18 protein-coding genes are annotated in these 19,499 nt (G+C 47.8%); 3 read left to right on the forward strand and 15 right to left on the reverse strand.

The genetic code is table 11. The features are described from left to right. The first annotated feature begins 438 nt into the window (after positions 1–438). Positions 439–2,103 carry an asparagine synthase B gene (asnB, locus tag ACK5NH_RS03545; RefSeq protein ID WP_126511528.1) on the forward strand — a complete coding sequence of 555 codons (1,665 nt, stop codon included), beginning with the start codon at positions 439–441 and terminating at the stop codon, positions 2,101–2,103. Positions 2,104–2,246: 143 nt separating this feature from the next. Here the strand turns inward: asnB and ACK5NH_RS03550 are convergent, their stop codons facing one another. The 3 genes from ACK5NH_RS03550 to ACK5NH_RS03560 form a co-directional block, all read right to left on the reverse strand. Next, positions 2,247–3,254, reverse strand: coding sequence for a patatin-like phospholipase family protein (locus ACK5NH_RS03550; RefSeq protein WP_416917821.1), 1,008 nt, complete (start codon positions 3,252–3,254; stop codon positions 2,247–2,249). Positions 3,255–3,530: 276 nt separating this feature from the next. Next, entirely contained in the window at positions 3,531–5,759 is a 2,229-nt protein-coding gene (locus tag ACK5NH_RS03555; RefSeq protein WP_416917822.1) for a TonB-dependent siderophore receptor, read from the reverse strand. Positions 5,760–6,080: 321 nt separating this feature from the next. After that, positions 6,081–7,871 (reverse strand): acyl-CoA dehydrogenase C-terminal domain-containing protein, encoded by a 1,791-nt coding sequence (locus tag ACK5NH_RS03560; RefSeq protein ID WP_416917823.1) that lies wholly within the window; start codon positions 7,869–7,871, stop codon positions 6,081–6,083. Positions 7,872–8,098: 227 nt separating this feature from the next. On the opposite strand from ACK5NH_RS03560, the gene ACK5NH_RS03565 reads away from it, so the two are divergent. Beyond that, positions 8,099–8,947, forward strand: coding sequence for a D-hexose-6-phosphate mutarotase (locus ACK5NH_RS03565; RefSeq protein WP_416917824.1), 849 nt, complete (start codon positions 8,099–8,101; stop codon positions 8,945–8,947). 96 nt (positions 8,948–9,043) lie between these two features. Here the strand turns inward: ACK5NH_RS03565 and ACK5NH_RS03570 are convergent, their stop codons facing one another. The 11 genes from ACK5NH_RS03570 to yceD form a co-directional block, all read right to left on the reverse strand. After that, entirely contained in the window at positions 9,044–9,919 is an 876-nt protein-coding gene (locus ACK5NH_RS03570; RefSeq protein WP_416917825.1) for an NAD(P)-dependent oxidoreductase, read from the reverse strand. Positions 9,920–10,260: 341 nt separating this feature from the next. Further along, positions 10,261–10,740: an acyl-CoA thioesterase gene (locus ACK5NH_RS03575; protein WP_011623149.1), complete on the reverse strand. Its 480-nt coding sequence runs from the start codon at positions 10,738–10,740 to the stop codon at positions 10,261–10,263. Between the two features lie 116 nt (positions 10,741–10,856). Then, positions 10,857–11,225 (reverse strand): hypothetical protein, encoded by a 369-nt coding sequence (locus ACK5NH_RS03580; RefSeq protein ID WP_416917826.1) that lies wholly within the window; start codon positions 11,223–11,225, stop codon positions 10,857–10,859. 176 nt (positions 11,226–11,401) lie between these two features. Further along, positions 11,402–12,640: a beta-ketoacyl-ACP synthase II gene (gene fabF, locus ACK5NH_RS03585; RefSeq protein ID WP_039978489.1), complete on the reverse strand. Its 1,239-nt coding sequence runs from the start codon at positions 12,638–12,640 to the stop codon at positions 11,402–11,404. Between the two features lie 209 nt (positions 12,641–12,849). Continuing rightward, positions 12,850–13,083: an acyl carrier protein gene (acpP, locus tag ACK5NH_RS03590; RefSeq protein ID WP_006081231.1), complete on the reverse strand. Its 234-nt coding sequence runs from the start codon at positions 13,081–13,083 to the stop codon at positions 12,850–12,852. Positions 13,084–13,246: 163 nt separating this feature from the next. After that, positions 13,247–13,981 (reverse strand): 3-oxoacyl-ACP reductase FabG, encoded by a 735-nt coding sequence (gene fabG / locus ACK5NH_RS03595; protein WP_197062292.1) that lies wholly within the window; start codon positions 13,979–13,981, stop codon positions 13,247–13,249. A 21-nt stretch (positions 13,982–14,002) separates the two neighbouring features. Beyond that, positions 14,003–14,929: an ACP S-malonyltransferase gene (gene fabD, locus ACK5NH_RS03600; protein ID WP_416917827.1), complete on the reverse strand. Its 927-nt coding sequence runs from the start codon at positions 14,927–14,929 to the stop codon at positions 14,003–14,005. A 104-nt stretch (positions 14,930–15,033) separates the two neighbouring features. Then, positions 15,034–15,993 (reverse strand): beta-ketoacyl-ACP synthase III, encoded by a 960-nt coding sequence (locus ACK5NH_RS03605; RefSeq protein ID WP_416917828.1) that lies wholly within the window; start codon positions 15,991–15,993, stop codon positions 15,034–15,036. 9 nt (positions 15,994–16,002) lie between these two features. Further along, positions 16,003–17,031, reverse strand: a complete 1,029-nt coding sequence (gene plsX / locus ACK5NH_RS03610; protein WP_023267848.1) for a phosphate acyltransferase PlsX — start codon at positions 17,029–17,031, stop codon at positions 16,003–16,005. 15 nt (positions 17,032–17,046) lie between these two features. Beyond that, entirely contained in the window at positions 17,047–17,217 is a 171-nt protein-coding gene (gene rpmF, locus ACK5NH_RS03615; protein WP_011072715.1) for a 50S ribosomal protein L32, read from the reverse strand. Between the two features lie 17 nt (positions 17,218–17,234). Beyond that, the gene (yceD, locus tag ACK5NH_RS03620) at positions 17,235–17,759 is read right to left on the reverse strand and encodes a 23S rRNA accumulation protein YceD (RefSeq protein WP_011623156.1); all 525 of its coding nucleotides are present in this window, start codon (positions 17,757–17,759) and stop codon (positions 17,235–17,237) included. Between the two features lie 285 nt (positions 17,760–18,044). On the opposite strand from yceD, the gene ACK5NH_RS03625 reads away from it, so the two are divergent. Further along, a complete protein-coding gene (locus tag ACK5NH_RS03625) occupies positions 18,045–18,632 on the forward strand; it encodes a Maf family protein (RefSeq protein ID WP_416917829.1) in 588 nt (195 codons plus the stop codon). 119 nt (positions 18,633–18,751) lie between these two features. Here the strand turns inward: ACK5NH_RS03625 and ACK5NH_RS03630 are convergent, their stop codons facing one another. Then, a complete protein-coding gene (locus ACK5NH_RS03630; RefSeq protein ID WP_416917902.1) occupies positions 18,752–19,426 on the reverse strand; it encodes an HAD-IA family hydrolase in 675 nt (224 codons plus the stop codon). Positions 19,427–19,499 lie beyond the last annotated feature (73 nt).

Consider the following 19,499-nt stretch of genomic DNA (forward strand, 5'->3'; position numbering starts at 1 on the left):
CCATAAGGCACCTTGAAAGGTGCCTTATTATTTTCACGAGCTTCCCCACTTTACGCTCACAATTTGACCTTGACTGTAGCAACACGCGCAATGACCGCCGACAAACTGGTTATTAAATCAGCAACATTTGCGCTTGGATCACTATCTTGCTCACATTTATGATGATTTTGCCAAAAACGGATTTTCTTGAGTGAACATTACGTATTTACCAATATCCCGCTTTGCAACCAACATACAAAAACACTTTGCTCATAAAAAAACTAAATTATTTAAATAAACATCAATTAAAATCATTTTAGAGATACATCAAACTCATTCAAAACACCTAAAAACGAACGAATCATCAAAAATAACATTTGGCAAAATCCCGAATCGCTGGCACATTGATACTCAATTGAGACATCCTCAAATGAAATACAGCGGTTTAGGAGTTGCATTATGTGTTCGATTTTTTCAATTTTAGATATTCAATCCGATGCGAAAGAGCTGCGCCAAGTGGCACTGGAAATGTCCAAACTGATGCGCCATCGTGGCCCCGATTGGTCAGGCATTTACGCCAGCGATAAAGCGATTTTGGCCCATGAGCGCTTGGCGATTGTCGATATTGAACACGGTGCGCAGCCACTGTTAACCGAAGACGGCAGCCTTATCCTCGCGGTCAACGGTGAGATCTACAACCATAAAGAACTCAAAGCCCAACTCGGCGATAAATACAGCTATCAAACCAACTCTGACTGCGAAGTGATATTGGCGCTGTACCAGGAATATGGCACTGAATTTCTTGATAAATTAAACGGTATTTTCGCCTTCGTACTCTACGATAAAGCCAAAGACGCCTACCTTATTGGCCGCGATCATATGGGCATTATCCCGCTCTACACTGGGCGTGATGCGGCGGGTAACTTCTACGTTGCCTCCGAAATGAAGGCGCTGATGCCCGTCTGTAAAACCGTGGCTGAATTCCAGCCAGGGCAATATCTGTACTCAACCATAGGTGAGCCAGTGCAATACTACACTCGCGATTGGCAGAGCTTTGATGCGGTGAAAGATAACGGCGCCAGCCAAGAAGAATTACGCGATGCCCTCGAAGCCGCAGTTAAGCGCCAATTGATGTCCGACGTGCCCTACGGCGTGTTATTGTCTGGCGGTTTAGATTCCTCGGTGATCTCGGCGATTACCCAAACCTTTGCCAAGCGCCGAATCGAAGATGACGATCAAAGTGGCGCTTGGTGGCCACAGCTACACTCCTTTGCCGTGGGTTTAAAGGGCGCACCCGATTTAGCCGCCGCTAAAAAGGTTGCCGATGCGATTGGTACCATTCACCATGAGATCAACTTTACCTTCCAAGAGGGTTTAGATGCGATTAAGGAAGTCATCTACCACTTAGAAACCTATGATGTGACCACCATTCGTGCCGCGACACCTATGTACCTGATGGCCCGTAAAATCAAGGCGATGGGGATCAAAATGGTGTTATCGGGTGAAGGTGCCGATGAACTCTTTGGCGGTTACTTGTACTTCCATAAGGCGCCAAACGCGCAGGCCTTCCATGAAGAACTCGTGCGTAAACTGGATAAACTGCATTTGTTCGATTGTCTGCGCGCCAACAAAGCCATGGCGGCGTGGGGACTCGAAGCCCGCGTGCCTTTCCTCGATAAGGAATTTATGGATGTGGCGATGCGTATCAACCCTGAGGCAAAAATGTCTAAGGATGGCCGCATTGAGAAACACATTCTGCGCCAAGCCTTTGAACATAAGTTGCCAAAAGAAGTCGCCTGGCGTCAAAAGGAGCAATTCAGCGATGGCGTGGGTTACTCATGGATCGATGGTTTGAAGGCCCATGCCGCTGAGCAAGTAGACGACTTGCAACTGGCTAACGCGAAGTTCCGCTTCCCGTACAACACACCAGAAACCAAGGAAGCCTATTTCTACCGTTGTTTCTTTGAAGAGCATTATCCATTGCCAAGTGCCGCTGAAACCGTGCCCGGTGGCAAATCGGTCGCCTGCTCTACCCCAGAAGCGCTGGCATGGGATGAAAGCCTACGTGGAATTATCGACCCCTCTGGTCGCGCCGTACGCTCAGTGCATGCCGCCAGCTATTAATCGCTGACGCATGCCATCAAGATAAAAGCCACCCTAGGGTGGCTTTTATCTTTAACTATATAATTTTTAATAATTTAGCATGACCACACGGCGCCAAGCATAAATACGGCTTTGGAATATCACCTTAAGATCGAACAAATAACCTAGGCCGATATCGCCAGCGGTGCAACGGGCGTCGCATCGTTAGCCTTGGTAATTTGCCAAGAGGACTTTGCAAGAAACGCCTTCCCCGCCTTTATCCCTTGCTGGTAATCAATGCGTAAATCCGCATCTGCGCTGCCTAACAGCTTGCTCTGTAATGGCGCCTTCGCAAAAATCTGCACAATTTCAACATCATCGGGAGGATTGGCAATAAAGTCTAACTCGGCCTGATAGGCCTCTTCATGCTGCACTAAGTAATCAATGGTCTTAGGGCAAAAGCCAGAGACACAGATCCACGATTTAAGCTTATGTACCCAAGCCGATTGAGCTTGAAAGTCCTCATTGACCGTTCTAGCCACCACAATTTTGCGGGCACCACGTTTATACGCCTCACGCACGGGCAACGGCGCCGCTAAGCCGCCATCGAGGTAAAAGTCTTGCTCGGGTTCGAGTGTCGCATCGGTATGATGAGCAGATTCAATCCCTAACCAAGGCGTTAACTTGACCCCCTGTTTATATAAAAAAGGCAAAGCGCTAGAGGCTTTAAGTAGTTCACGCCAGTGCTCATGACTGGTTGGACTCAAGAAATACCCTTGGCGATTAGAGACTCGTGTAGTCGTAATAAGGAGCTCTCGCCCATTGAGGGATTGACTGGCCGCCGCTAAATCCAGCTTAAAACTGCCACGCTGAGTCTGCTCGAAATACCAGTCGAGATCGATAACATTGGCACCAATCAGACCGCGGCCTAGTTGATAGAAGCGTTTATGGCGCGTTAGCCCTCGGATGAGTTTTTTGGCGTAACCCTTTTGTCTGGCTAAAAAACTGGTCAAGTTTTGCGAGCCTGCTGAGGTGCCAATCAATAAATCGAAGGGGTCAAACTCCGCCTCAAGCCAAGCATCGAGTACGCCTGCGGTAAAAATGCCGCGCTGGCCACCGCCTTCTGCAATTAACGCTACTTTCGGCGTGGTAACAGATTGAGAGGCAGAAGATAAATGGCTAATCGGCGGCATAACTGACCTTATCGCAACAAAGACGCAATGGAGAATAGATAAGCTCAGTCTAAACAAAGATTGTCACAGTCAAAAACGGATAGAATCTATCGTTGTAATCGATAAATGAAATATGAGAAGCATGTTACGCGAATCATGGCATGGTTAGCAGCAATGCAAAAATGCTCATGCATATTAAAAGGCATAGCGGAATTTATCTTTATATACAATTTATTGGTAATTAATCTATGCCCGCGAATCATCACGCGGGCATAGATGACACTTGGAAGCTTTACCCTAGAACTTATGGGTCAACTCCAAGGTGACATTACGTGGCTCACCGGGGAAATGGCCATTGCGCTCACTAAATCCGCTAACAGCATATTCCTTGTCGAAGATATTCTTCAGATTTACGCGCACTTGGGTTTGATCCCATTGGGTCGTCCAGCTCATATCAAACACTGTATGGGGCTTCACCGTTTGACCATTAAGGCTAAATTGCTCGCCCACATAGTCCATCCCAAAAGCAATCGCCGAATCAATCGCTTGAATATCGTAACGCGTCCATAAACCTGCTTGATGACGCGGCGCATTGGCAAAGTGTTTGCCGTCGCCAAAGGTGTTGGTTACGCTGTCATTGGTCACACCTTTAATCACTTCGGTATCGTTATAGGCATAGTTGACCGTTACGGTAAGGTTATCCGTGAGATCGCCCACCAGCGTCCATTCCACCCCTTGGCTACGTACTTTACCTAAATTAACCAAGTTAGGAATACCATCATCATCCCCAGTATCTAAAGGGTTTGCCTGGGCCACATTTTGTTTTTCAATGCGATAAAGTGCAAGCGTGGTCATAAACTGGCCATCAAGCCACTCGTTTTTCATCCCAAGTTCAATCTGATTACCAGTTTCGGGATCGAGTGCACCGTCACTTTTAATGCTCTCTTGATCCGACAATGATGCCGGATTGAAACTCTCTGAGTAGTTCAAATAGAAAGACATAGATTCGATTGGACGATAATTCAGCCCAGCCCTTGGGGTAATGGCATTATCGCTAAAGGAGAATCCGGTCTTTTTATCGTAATCATCAAACTGGCTAAAGCGTAGACCCGCAATTAAAGACCACTGCTCGTTGAAATGCAGATGTTCTTGCAGATAGAGGCCAAAACGGTTGGAGCGGGTACCGTCGGTATCCATGTCTTTTAACTGATAAGCACTCGGATTAGTTTCACCGTAATTCAGCTCAAAGATATTGAGATTACCCACGCCTTCCTTGCTGGTCGCCAACTTGTAATGGTATTCGGTTTCGACATAGTGATAATCACCACCAAACAGGAACTCATGCTCAAAACCTAAGGCATTAAAGCGATAGACAAAATCGTTGGTTAAACTGATTTCGTCATTGGCACGGGATTGAACACGATATTCACGTTTGATGGTGCCATCTGCGCTGTTTGCCTTACCATCACCGTTCACATCGACCCAACCTCGGGATTCGTGATATTGCTGATCGGATTCATTATTCAGATAACGAATTTGAGTTTTTACCGAAAAATCATCACTAAATTGATGATCGAGAATCGCTTGCAGCACCAAGGCATCCATTTTCTGGAAGTCGCTCTTCTCGTTGGCATTATAGGAAGGGTCAACCAGGAAATTCCCCGCATCATCCACGGGTACACCACGGAGTCGATTACCGCCCAAATCCTGTCTTATCAGATCGAATGTGGTGGTGAGCTTAGTATCGTCACTGATTTCATACAGTAAGCCACCTGCTACTTCGGCATTTAAACTATCGGCATTGTTACGGAAGCTATCTTCCTGTTGATAATAGCCCCCCAATCGATAGGCTAAATCCTCGCTTAAGCCGCCGGTGAAATCCAGCGAGCCGCCCATCATGTCGTAACTGCCCGTGCTTAAGGTGAGCTCTTTACGCTCGACAAAGGTTGGTTTTTTCGTCACATAGTTAATCATGCCGCCGGGTTCACCGCCGCCATAGAGTGCCGAGGCAGGGCCTTTTAATACCTCAACTCGCTGCACGTTGAACAGTTGTGGCACCGAGAATCCCGAATACGGGTCGCCACGCACGCCATCGTAAAACACGTTGGCATCGTCGCGAAAACCACGAAAGGTCACGCCGGAATAGCTAAATTCACTCACACCGGCAATGGAGCGGTATAAGTCAGTAATATTGCGGGCGGCTTGATCGTCAATCAGTTGCTCGGTCAGCACTTGTACTGACTGCGGCAGCTCCATCACATTAATTGCCGTTTTAGTGCCGATTTCCGTCTCTTTATCGACATACATTTGCATGGCGCGACCACGCACGACAATTCGCTCAGGTGCCTTAGTCTCGGCTTGTGTGCTGGCTTGTGCTTCGGCCTGTGTGTTGGTTTGTATATCGGCTTGTGCCGTTGAAGCACTTTCTTGTTCGGGTTGACGCTCTTGAGCGTTAGGCGCAGCCGCAAAGACCAAATGCGGCATCAGGGCAAGCGTTAGTATTGAATAGGTAAAACGTGATTTCACAAAGTCCCCCAACCTTGAGCAAACCAGTGGTTTACCCATGTCATCTAAAATGTGCCGTCATTATAAAGTTTGATTATTAGATGACAATAATTCTCATTTAAATTTACATCGGTCGGGGTTTGTAACAATTGTAAAGAGAGTCCACTCGTTATGTATGGATATAGCGGAATGGCTCTTAGTGCATGGTTCTTTGTGTATGGATCTTAGTGCATAGCTCTTACTGAATGGCGCTTAATAAAAGCCATCTCCAATAAAAAAGCCAGCATCACTCTGCTGGCTTTTTACTGTTTTCATTGGTTATAACGCTTTGAATGTAAAGGCTTAAAAAATAGCTTCATCGAGCGTTGTTAACATCTCACTCGCCTGCTCCAACTGTTTACGCAGGCTGCGGCTTTGCACGGCCCAATACGCCATATAAAAGTCCGCCGTTTTCAGTTTAGCTTGATAAAAGTCGGTCTCTTGCGTGCCATTTTCGAGCGCAGTCAGTGCAATTTTAGCCATGCGCGCCCACATCCATGCGAGAGCAGTAATGCCGAACAACTCTAAATACGCCATCGATGCCGCGCCGATAATGTCGGGATTGCTGGCCGCATGGGTCGCTAAATAACCACTCGCCTTTTGTAAATCGGTGGCGCAATCCATTAGCCCGCTCACATAGGGCTGCATTTGCGCATCTTTGCCCTGTGATTGAATAAACTCAGTAACTAGCGCAGACCATTGTTGCATGGCAGCGCCGCGATCGCTTAGCAGTTTACGCCCGACTAAATCGAGCGCCTGAATGCCGTTAGTGCCTTCATAAATCAGTGCAATACGGCTATCACGCACAAATTGCTCCATTCCCCACTCGTGGATATAGCCATGACCGCCAAATACTTGCTGGGCATCCACACAGGCGTTAAAGCCACGATTTGTGATAAAACCTTTCACCACTGGCGTAAATAAGGCCGCTAATTGGGCAGCTACTTTTGCCTTGGCAGGATCGCTATGGCGCTCTGCCTCATCGAGCCACAGCGCCTGCTGGCCAACGAGTGCACGGGCACCTTCGTTAAAGGCTTTTTGCGATAACAGCATCCGGCGCACATCACCGTGAACCAAGATCGGATCGGCGTCTTTTTCGGGCGCCTTAGCCCCACTGATGGCGCGGCTCTGCAATCTGTCCTTGGCATAGGCCAAGGCATTTTGATAGGCGATTTCAGAGACGCCTAATCCCTGCATCCCGACACCAAGGCGCGCTTGGTTCATCATGGTAAACATTGCGCGCAGCCCTTGGTGGGGTTCGCCAACTAACTCACCGAGTGCCCCCTCAAATACCATCACGCAGGTTGAGTTGCCATGGATCCCCATTTTGTGCTCAAGGCCGCTAGCATAGAGGCAGTTCGTCTCACCTAAACTGCCATCACTGTTGACTAACACTTTGGGCACAGCAAACAGCGAAATCCCTTTCACCCCTTCAGGCGCATCAGGCAAACGGGCTAATACCAAGTGCACTATGTTATCGGTAAATTGATGGTCACCCGAGGAGATAAAAATCTTCTCCCCAGTGATGGCAAAATGGCCGTCCGCCGCGGGAACGGCCTTAGTACGCAGCAGTGCTAAATCGGTTCCGGCATGGGATTCGGTTAGGTTCATGGTGCCAGTCCATTCACCACTCACTAATTTGGCTAAATACTTCTGTTTAAGCGCCTCACTGCCGTGGGCATGAATGGCCGCATAGGCGCCATGGGTAAGGCCGGGATACATGGCAAAGGCCATGTTGGTCGAGGTTTGCATCTCGGTGGCGAAAATACCGACCACTTCGGGTAACCCTTGGCCGCCATAGGCGGGATCACAGGTCAGTGTTGGCCAGCCATTGTCGACAAACTGCTGATAGGCGTCGGCAAAACCTTCGGGGGTAACCACTTTGCCATCCACGAGTTTGCAGCCCTGCACGTCCCCTACGCTATTTAACGGCAACATCACCTCAGTACTGAAATCCGCCATACCCTGTAGGATGGCATCGACCAGATCGGGGTCGATTTCATCGAAGCCTTTTAGAGCATCTTGCTGATAAATAAGCAACATTTCATCGAGGATAAATTGATAGTCACGTAGTGGTGCTTGATAGACTGGCATAATCGCTTCCCTTTCTTGTTTTATGGCAATGAACTAAGTGCTCTGACCACTTTAGCTAAATCTGTTGAAAAAGGAAGCATCTGGACCTTGGCGCAATGACTTTTGTTTGCACAATCGAACAGCGAAACCGTAAATTGATCGCAACAAAGGCTTATGCTCAAGTGCAAAAGTTTGTAAGCTAAGTGCTTGTATTGCTGATACGTCATCAGGTTGAGGATATTGTTACTATGGGTTCTGTTACCACCAAAAAACACGCAAACGGGCTCGATTATATCGAAGTGAACACTGCGTTATGCCAAGCAAGGATTTTTTTACAGGGCGCGCAAATCGACCATTTTCAACCCGTAGGTAAGCCGCCCTTGTTATGGGTGTCTTCGGCGGATGACTATCAACCCGGTAATGGGATCCGTGGTGGTGTCCCCGTCTGCTGGCCTTGGTTTGGCATGAGTAATCAAGCTAATTTTCCACAGCATGGTTTTGCCCGCACCCGAATTTGGACACTCGAGTCGGTTGAGATGCGTAATCAATTGGTGGATTTGCATTTCAGCTTAACGATCAGCGAAGAAGATAAGGTCTTTTGGCCGCACCATACCCAAGTCAACGTCCTCTTTACCTTAGGTGAAACCTTAAGTATCAGCTTAGTTAACACTAACCTTGGCGATGTGCCCGTAACGCTCACCCAAGCATTACACAGCTATTTTCCGATTGAAGATATTCACCAGCTTAAAGCCACTGGCTTTAACGGTGCTCAATATATTGAGTTTGCCGAAGGGCCTTACCCGCAAACAACAGATGATGTGCTATTCGACCGCGAAACCGACCGCGTTTACACCAACCTAGGTCCAGTACAACACTTACATACGCCCCAAGGTGTGATTGAAGTGAGCCGCGAAAATAGCCACTCGGCCGTGCTATGGAACCCTTGGATTGAAAAATCGACTCGTCTTGCCCGCTTTAATGACGATGACTATTTGACTATGGTGTGTCTCGAAGCTGCCAATGTGCTTGAAGATAAATTAACGCTGGCTCCCGGCGAGAGTCACAGTTTAATTACCCATATTCGCTGGGCAGACTAATCGGTCTTTATCCTCCATCAATACAAAAGCCCAGTGCATGACTGGGCTTTTTTATACCATCAAATTCACGGTGGTCATCTATTTGGCAATCACCGCCTACTTAGTGCTTTTCTCAAAACGCGCTAATAAGCTTGAGGTGTCCCAACGATTACCGCCCATGGCTTGAACTTCAGAATAAAACTGATCCACTAACGCAGTTAAGGGTAAGTGCGAGCCATTGCGGCGAGCCTCTTCTAGGGCTATGCCTAAATCCTTACGCATCCAATCGACGGCAAAGCCAAAATCATAGCTTTGACCCCACATGGTCTTGTAGCGGTTTTCCATCTGCCAGCTTTGTGCCGCGCCTTTACTGATCACCTCAACCACTTTTTCACCGTCAAGACCAGCCTTACGGGCAAATTGCAGTGCTTCGGCAAGACCTTGAACCACACCTGCGATACAAATTTGGTTGACCATCTTAGTGAGCTGGCCAGCACCCACCTCACCTAAACGTTCAGCGTAACGAGCAAAGGCTTCTATAACGGGCTTAACACGCTCAAACACGGCTTGATCGCCCCCGACCATTACAGTCAACACGCCATTTTCGGCGCCCGCTTGGCCACCCGATACAGGCGCATCGAGAAAATCGATGCCTTTTTCGGCCAGCACTTTATGTAACTCACGGGCCACATCGGAAGAAGCCGTTGTATGGTCAACCAATACAGTGCCAGGCGCCAGTCCATGAATGACGCCATCATTGCCTAATACCACTTCCCGCAAGTCGTTATCGTTGCCTACGCAGGTAAAAACAATATCTTGGCCAATAGCCGCTTCTTTAGGCGTTGGGCAGCAACGGCCGCCATAGTTCTCGACCCAGGTTTGTGCTTTGGTAAAAGTCCGGTTATACACAGTAACCTCATGGCCCTTGTTGAGTAAGTGTCTTGCCATGGGGTAACCCATTACGCCTAAACCAATAAATGCGACTTTTGCCATGAGGAATTCCTTTAATTGATAAAGAGGGTGAAACGTTTTACACCAAACATTTTTACTGTGTTCATTTAACGCCGCTAAATTGACAACACTGAATTGACAAAATGGACTAACGACACGCAGAACGCGCGCTTATGTTACTCCGAGAAAGACCCGACCTAAACTAAAAAAATGCGAGCAAGTGTTTCAACTTACAGAGTCAATCGGTAGAGAAAACGCTGGCGGCAGTGTAGCACTCGCTTAGGCAAGCGTCAGAGCAAAAACGCCCTTGGCAGCAAACGCAGTGTTCGACAGAAACAACCAAGGCGCACACTGGCGCCTTGGTTTTGTATCACGAGCCTAAATCACTTTTGCACATGGGCTTCCATTTCGGCGCCAATTTTCTTGCGCATTTCCATTAAACGCAGCGCAGAATCACGCAGGTGAATATCATGCTCAGTCTGTGGCACCCATTCAGGCACGGGTGTCGGTTGCCCGTTTTCATCCACGGCCACCATGATAACGATACAGTGAGTAGTGAGATGGCGCTCAGAGACCTTAGGGTCCCCTGCCCGAACATCAATACCGATATGCATCGAGGTCTTGCCGGTATAAATCACCTTGGCGCTGACTTCGACAATATTGCCCACGAGGATAGGTTGCACAAATCGAATACCGCCGGCGTAAGCAGTAATGCAATATTTACCACTCCAACCCGCGGCGCAGGCATAGGCTGCAAGGTCAATCCATTTCATCACAGCGCCACCGTGAACCTTACCACCAAAATTCACATCCGCAGGCTCTGACAAAAATCTCAGGGTAATTTGTCTATCGATACCAGCCATATAACCTCAACTTATTCAGCCTCTGTGGCTCAATGATTTTGCAATAAGTTGAGTTTACGATAGAAATGCATAATAGCGTAAAGATAATTACGATTGTCTTGGCGAAGAGAACCGATTTAGCCGAAGTAGATTATCAACCCGCAAGACAGTAATAATCCCGGAAGAGCAAGACGGTATAACCACAGCTGTAATTGGCTGCTAACAAAGCGAGTACCCTTGCCATAAGTGTAAATACCCAACCCCGCCAAAAACAGCCCTATCACTTCAAATCCCGATGACATATGGTTGTTACCGCCGACACTGATGGCGGTCACCAACAACGCAAACCACACCAGCACATATGCCGCAATCGCAAAAGTGAAAGTCTTCATGCCGATATTCGTATTGGGATGCCAAGCTTTAGATTCACCGCGAATTAACTCGGTTAAATTAGCGGCTACCGCCCCAACGATAGGCACCAGCGGGATCACCAGAGGATTTAACATGACAAGCTTCCTTTAGACGGAGTATGCCTGTCATTATCGGCGGCAAGCAGGATTAAACAAGTAGGATGAATAAAGATTAACCATAGGATATCAGCACGTTAGAAAGTGATGTTCGGCACTCTTCGAGCATAAAAAAATGCGCCAATAGGCGCATTTTTTATCGAGCTAACCGCTGTTTAGACTTTCTTAAACAGCAATGAGCCGTTAGTACCACCAAAACCGAAGGAGTTACACAGAGCGTATTCTAACTTCACATCGCGGGCAGTGTGCGCCACAAAGTCTAAATCACAGCCTTCATCTGGATTATCGAGGTTGATGGTTGGCGGTACAGCTTGATCGCGTAGCGCAAGCAGGGTGAAAATCGCTTCAACCGCACCCGCAGCGCCCAGCAAGTGACCTGTCATAGACTTAGTCGAGCTGACGAGCAAGTTGTAGGCATGGTCGCCAAACACAGATTTAACCGCTGCTGCTTCTGCTTTATCACCCGCAGGTGTTGAAGTGCCGTGAGCATTGATATAACCAATTTTCTCAAATGGCAGCTTGGCATCATTCACCGCATTCACCATAGCCGCCGCAGCCCCTGCACCATCACTTGGTGGCGATGTCATATGGAAAGCATCACCGCTCATACCAAAACCGACGAGCTCACCATAAATGGTCGCGCCGCGTGCCTTGGCGTGTTCGTACTCTTCCATCACCATCACACCCGCACCATCACCGATGACAAAACCATCACGGTCTTTGTCCCATGGACGGCTGGCTGCTGTTGGATCATCGTTACGGGTTGATAGCGCTTTAGCCGCGCCAAAACCACCGACGCCTAATGGACAAGTGACATCTTCGGCGCCACCGGCAACCATCACGTCAGCATCTCCATAGGCGATGGTGCGCGCCGCAAAACCGATATTGTGCACACCGGTAGTACAAGCGGTAGTGACGGCAAAGTTAGGGCCTGTCATACCGTACATAATCGATAAATGGCCAGCAATCATATTGATGATGGTGCTAGGCACGAAGAAAGGCGAAATCTTACGAGGGCCACCGCTTAATAGCGCACTATGGTTTTGTTCAATCAGCCACATGCCTCCCATGCCCGCACCGATAGCAGTACCGACGCGGCCAGGGTTTACTTTGCTCATATCCAGACCCGAGTCTTGGATAGCTTGAATACCCGCAGCCATACCATACTGAATAAAGAGGTCCATTTTACGGGCGTCTTTTTTGGTTAAGTACTGTTCGACATCGAAATCTTTTACAGAACCACTGAAACGAGTGGTGAATTCGCTGGCATCAAATTTGGTTATGGGCGCAATCCCACTCTTACCCGAAAGCAGGGCTTTCCAAGTAGTGTCGACAGTATTGCCCACGGGCGTTACTAACCCTAAACCGGTTACCACTACACGACGTTTAGACACGGCAGTCACCTTTTGAATGCTAAATAGATTAAGTTATGACAGACAAATGCGGTTCTATCATTAGAAAGTTTTCGCCAATCTGCGGCGAGCATCCCATGGACAAATGCAACACAGCTTCCCGAGACGATTGAATGGCACTATTGCAGAATTAGGCGGGGGTAAAACAAAAACAGGCGGCATATTTGCCGCCTGTTCTCTAGAATTCAGAATTACTGATTCTTAGAAACGTAATCGATCGCTGCTTGAACAGTAGTGATTTTTTCAGCTTCTTCATCAGGGATCTCGGTATCAAACTCTTCTTCCAGAGCCATAACCAACTCAACAGTGTCCAGAGAATCTGCACCCAGATCGTCAACGAAAGATGCCGCTGGTTTAACGTCTTCTTCTTTAACGCCCAGTTGCTCTACAATGATTTTCTTTACACGTTCTTCGATGTTGCTCATTAGTTTTCTTTCCTATTCAAATTACGCACTTGCGTAAGATTGCGAGTAGTTTATTAGATTTGGCTGACAATGCAAGCTTAGTTTTCGTGGTCTAACCACGAAATTTAGCGACCAATTGATACAGATCACTACTCAGTTGCGACAGTATCCCTGCCATCCGCCCTTAAACCATGTACATACCGCCATTCACATGCAAAGTCTCGCCTGTGATATAAGCGGCAGAATCCGACGCCAAAAAGAGCACTGCATTTGCAATTTCTTGCGCTTGCCCTAATCGTTCCATCGGAACCTGAGACATGATAGCTTTTTGCTGATCTTCGGTCAGCTCATCAGTCATATCGGTCTGGATAAATCCAGGAGCGATAGCATTAACTGTAATTTGACGAGATGCAACCTCTCTTGCAAGAGATTTTGTAAATCCGATCAAACCAGCCTTTGCAGCCGAGTAGTTAACTTGACCTGCATTGCCCATAGTGCCTACCACTGAACCAATATTGATGATCCGGCCGAAGCGCTTTTTCATCATGGTACGCATCACAGGTTTTGATAGTCTGAACAATGATGTCAGGTTGGTATCGATGATATCGTTCCATTCATCATCTTTCATTCGCATCAGCAAGTTATCACGGGTGATACCCGCGTTGTTGACTAGAATATCAACATCACCCGCTTTTTCTTTGATCGAATCGAATAAATCGGTGACGGATTGACTATCGGTAACATTAAGCACTAAACCAAAACCTTTGTCACCCAGATATTCTTGAATTGCTGCGGCGCCCTTCTCACTTGTGGCAGTTCCTACCACAATCGCACCGGCTTCGACTAAGGTTTCGGCAATCGCGCGGCCAATACCACGGCTCGCGCCTGTCACTAAGGCAACTTTGCCCGCTAAACTCAGATTGATACTCATACAAACTCCTTATTCAGTTAACGCGGCAAGGGATGCAACGTCATTAACTGCTTGGGCAGAAAGAGATTTATTAATGCGTTTCGCAAGACCTGTCAATACTTTACCAGGGCCGCACTCTACCAGTTGACTAATGCCTTGTTCGGCCATTAATTCAACAGTTTCGCTCCAGCGCACTGGGCAATAGAGTTGACGCACCAGCGCATCTTTAATGTCGGCGACCGCAGTTGGCGATGCCACATCCACGTTATTGATAACTGTGATGCTTGGTGCGTTAAACTGCACATCGTTTAAGGCAAGGGCTAATTTATCAGCAGCAGGTTTCATTAATGCACAGTGTGATGGCACGCTGACAGGCAGTGCAACTGCCATTTTGGCGCCCGCCGCTTTACAGGCCGCAGCGGCACGTTCAACCGCCTCTTTTTGACCTGCGATAACCACTTGGCCTGGGCTGTTAAAGTTAACTGGGCTCACCACTTCGCCTTGGGCAGCTTCAATACACGCATTAGCAATACCGTCATTATCCAGACCGATAATGGCGTACATGGCACCAGTGCCTGCTGGTACAGCTTGTTGCATCAGTTGACCACGCAGCTCAACCAGTTTGATCGCATCTTTAAAGTCGATGACACCAGCACAGACTAATGCAGAATATTCGCCTAGGCTGTGACCCGCTAACATTGCTGGCATGGCCTTAACCGAAGCGACATAAGCGCGCCAAATGGCAACACTCGCCGCTAATAATGCAGGTTGGGTTTTGTCGGTTTCATTTAAGGTTTCAACGGGGCCGTCTTGCACTAAAGCCCACAGATCATACCCTAACACTTCACTCGCTTCGGCAAAGGTTTGTCCCACAATCGGCTGTGCACCAGCCAGCTCGGCTAACATGCCTAGAGCCTGTGAACCTTGGCCTGGGAATACAAAAGCTACATTTTCCATATCAAATTACCTATGGCGAACTTAATTTATTGAACACTAAACCGTTATCTTGGACAGCAAACCAAGATAACGATAGTTAGGAATTTAGTCGTATCCAGATACGGTTAAAAACGGACGAGCGCACTGCCCCACGCAAAACCAGCACCAAAGGCTTCGAGCAGCAACAACTGGCCACGTTGGATCCGGCCATCACGCACGGCTTCGTCTAAGGCAATCGGTACCGACGCCGCCGAGGTATTACCGTGTTTGGCAAGGGTCAACACCACTTTATCTAAGCTCATGTCTAGCTTTTTCGCCGTGGCATTAATAATGCGGAAGTTAGCCTGATGCGGTACTAACCAGTCGATTTCCGACTTGTCGATATTATTCAGGCGCAATGTTTCAGTCACAACATGGGATAGCTGAGTTACCGCCACTTTAAAGACGTCATTGCCTTTCATGGTCATAAAACCAACCGCTTCAGAGCTTTCACCCTGACGAGGTGGGAAGGCACACTTGAGTAAGTCACCCTGACGACCATCTGCATAAATATGGGTCGAAATAATACCAGGCTCATCGGAAGCACCGATAACCGTCGCCCCTGCACCATCACCAAATAGAATGATAGTAGTGCGATCTTCTGGCTCACACAGACGGGATAATACGTCAGCGCCAATCACCAGTACTTTTTTCGCGGTACCATTTTTAACAAATTGGTCCGCCACAGATAAGGCATACACAAAACCTGAGCAAGCCGCCGCAATATCAAAGGCCGGAATAGTATGCACGCCAAGCATGGCTTGGATTTCACAGGCTGCCGCAGGGAACGCATTTGCCGCACTGGTGGTGCCACAAATGATCATATCTAACTCTGATGCCTCTATGCCGGCCATCTCTAACGCATTCAATGCCGCCTGATAGCCCATAGTTGAGACATTTTCGTCTTGCGCCGCAATGCGGCGTTCTGAAATACCTGTACGTTCAACAATCCATTGGTCACTGGTTTCCACCATTTTTTCCAAATCTTGATTGCTACGCACCTGCACTGGCAGATAACTACCAGTTCCGAGAATTTTTGTATGCATAAGGAGGAATCAGTTATTTATATCTAAAAGAATCGACTCCAAACGATCTTTTATCATTTCGGGGAGTCGACGTTGCGCTTCAGTCACTGCCAAACTAATTGCTTGTAAATAGGCAGTTTCATCCGCATTTCCATGGCTCTTTACAACTATGCCGCGCAATCCTATCAGACTTGCACCATTATAGTGGTCGGGGTTCATCTGGCTGAGGACCGCCTGAATGCGTGGGGCAATGAGTTTTGCCAAAAAACGCACAAAGAAACCTTGGGTTAGGCCACGTTTTAACTGATGGACCAATAACTTGGCAATGCCTTCAGAGGTTTTGAGCGTGATGTTACCCACAAAACCGTCACAAACGATCACATCCACATTGCCCGAGTAGATTTCATCACCTTCGATAAAGCCGGTGTAATTAATCTGATCGGTGTTTTGCAGTATTTGCGCCGCTTGTTGAACCTGATCGTTGCCTTTGATTTCTTCTGTGCCCACATTCAGGAGTGCAACTTTCGGGCGGGATTTTTTATCCACCGCCTCACACAACACAGAGCCCATCACGGCAAATTGGAAAAGCGTTTCTGAATCGCAGGAGATATTGGCACCTAAGTCCAATAAATAAACTGGCTTTTGCGTGACCGAGGGTAAACAACTGACCAACGCGGGTCTGTCTACACCGGGCAAGGTCTTCAATAACACCTTGGCCATGGCCATCAAGGCACCAGTATTGCCCGCACTCACACACGCAGCAGCTCTTCCGTCACGCACCAATTCAATCGATAAGCGCATCGAACTATTCTTGCGGGTACGTAAAGCGTGCACGGGTCTATCGGACATACTCACCACTTCATCGGTGTGAATGACTTCAATACGTGAGAGTAACGGTTGTTCTGCTTGACGCAGATAGACATCAATTTCAGTCTTATCGCCGACTAAAATGATTTTAAGGGAAGAGTGAGATTTTAGTGCCCGCAAGGCTGCAGGCACCGTGACGTGGGGGCCATGATCGCCACCCATCGCATCTAACGCGAGCGTCAGACTCGTCATTAGGAAACCAACAAATTACTTGTTGATTACCTTTTTACCGCGATAGAAACCATCAGCAGTCACGTTGTGACGCATATGGACTTCACCGCTGGTAGCGTCAACAGACAGCTGAGCGGTGCTCAGTGCGTCATGTGAACGGCGCATACCGCGCTTAGAACGAGATTTTTTATTCTGTTGTACAGCCATTGGCCCTGTCTCCTAGATTACTTGCTCTTCAGTTTTTCTAACACTGCAAACGGATTTGGACGCTCCTCTTGAGCGGGTTCGATCTCGCCTACAACTATGTCCATTGACCCGATGTTACAATCAGTTTCTTCATGCATCGGGATGATAGGCATAGCGACTATCAATTCATCTTCGATCAATTGATGCAGACGTACTTCGCCAATCTCATTGCACTCAATTGGGTCATACGCATCCGGGAGCTCATCGATTTCTGCCTTAGTCCGGCATGGACCGAAGCAAAACTCGACCGTAACCTCAGTGGTAAATAGTGTCATGCAACGTTGACAAACCAGAGTGAGCTCCGTCACAGCCTTCCCTTTCAGGTAGACTATCCCCTGCAAATCTACGCCACATTCAATCGACACTGCCACATCGGAACAGTCGCCGGCACATAACTCATTTAATCTTTTCAATTGCTGCCCTGGCACTATCCCCTCATAGGTAGAACGGCTCGAGGCGGCGCGAATAGGATCAATTGAAACCGGTATCTTTACTGTTTGCATAAGGCGCGCATATTATAGTTTGAAAACGCTAGAGTCAAAGAAAAATTTCTAACTTAAGTCCCAGTTTGCGACTTAAATGATTCTCTAGCCCCAACATTGAATTAACGGAAGCGAAATTTTACCCAAGCACGGGGCGGCGCACAAGCGCTAGCCGTCTAAAATAGCCGCACTCACCGAAAGAATACCTAATTTGCGACTTTAAAGTGGCGGCTTATGTTACCGCGACTTGCATTCCATCATCCCGATTGGTGACAATAGGTGCAGTTTTCTTACGGATTATTAACGATGACGCCCCAGTTAATCCTCGCTTCCACCTCTGTATTCCGGCAAGCACTATTACAAAAGTTAGGCTTAGCCTTTGGATCTTGCAATCCAGATATCGATGAAAGCCCAATGACAAATGAGTCAGCCCAAGACTTAGTGTTAAGGCTTGCCAAAGCCAAAGCCAAAGCTGGTGCAACTCATTTCCCACATGGATTAATCATTGGCTCCGATCAGGTTGCGGTCATTGATGGCAAGATCATCGGTAAACCATTAAATCGAGAGAATGCGATTAAGCAGCTCAGCCAAGCCTCAGGTAAAGTCATTACCTTTTATACCGGCCTTGCGCTCTACCATGCGAAGACTGGAGAAGTGACGGCTCAAGTCGAACCTTTCACAGTGCATTTTCGCGAACTCACGGCAGCGCAAATCGTTGCATATGTAGACAAAGAACAACCGTTTTATTGTGCCGGCAGTTTTAAGAGTGAAGGCTTAGGCATTGCCTTGTTTAATCGCTTAGAGGGACGCGACCCTAATACTCTGATTGGGTTACCTTTAATCCTGTTAACGGAAATGCTGCTTAACCAAGGAATAGATGTCTTAGCTGACTAGCCCTAAGGCAGTTATATAGGCGAGACTACAGCAATAACGACCTAAACCAATGTGATATGCAAACTAGGTGACACTTCTGTCCATATCGGCCAAAGGTACTTTGATTGATGGATTGGTGCTTATAAATGCTGCAACAGTTTTTCAGGCGAGTCTATCAAGGCGATGGGATTCGCCTGCCGTAGTGTATCTTCACTATGGGCGCCATATGTTACGCCCACACTGTCGATGCCCGCATTTGCCGCCATGGTTAAATCCAGTAAAGAATCCCCGACCATCAGGGCTCGTTCAGGCTGAACGCCTAACTCCTGCAACAGACTTAAGATCATTTCTGGATCAGGTTTACTCTGCGCCTCATCGGCGCAGCGAGAAGCGATAAAGTAGTGCCCTAAGCCGGATTGCTCCCACACGCGCACTAAGCCTGCTCTCGCCTTACCCGTCGCGACGGCAAGTTGGTACCCTGCAGTTGATAATGATTCGAGTAATTGGGGGGCTTGGTTAAAAATCGGCGTTGGCGTGGTATCAAGGTGCAAATACTGCGTCTTAAACTCGGCGCGCATCTTAATATAGCAATCATCGGTGCCCACAAGCGCTTGAGCAGCATTTTCTTGTGCTGCACTGCTTGCACATCCGATACGCGACGGCACTGAAGTCAAACCTGCGGGAAATAACACCTGTAACGCCTTCGTCATCGACAAGCCAATCACATTGCGAATATCCGCTTCTGAAGGCACAGGTAACACCAGCGCCCTTGCCATATTCTCAATGCAAACAATAATCTTGCCGATGGAATCCATTAACGTGCCATCCCAATCAAAAATCACTAAATCATATTTTCGTGGGGTTGAATGACTCACTGACACTTTCACG

Source organism: Shewanella sp. (assembly GCF_047975355.1).
In the GTDB taxonomy this organism is placed as follows: Bacteria; Pseudomonadota; Gammaproteobacteria; order Enterobacterales; family Shewanellaceae; genus Shewanella.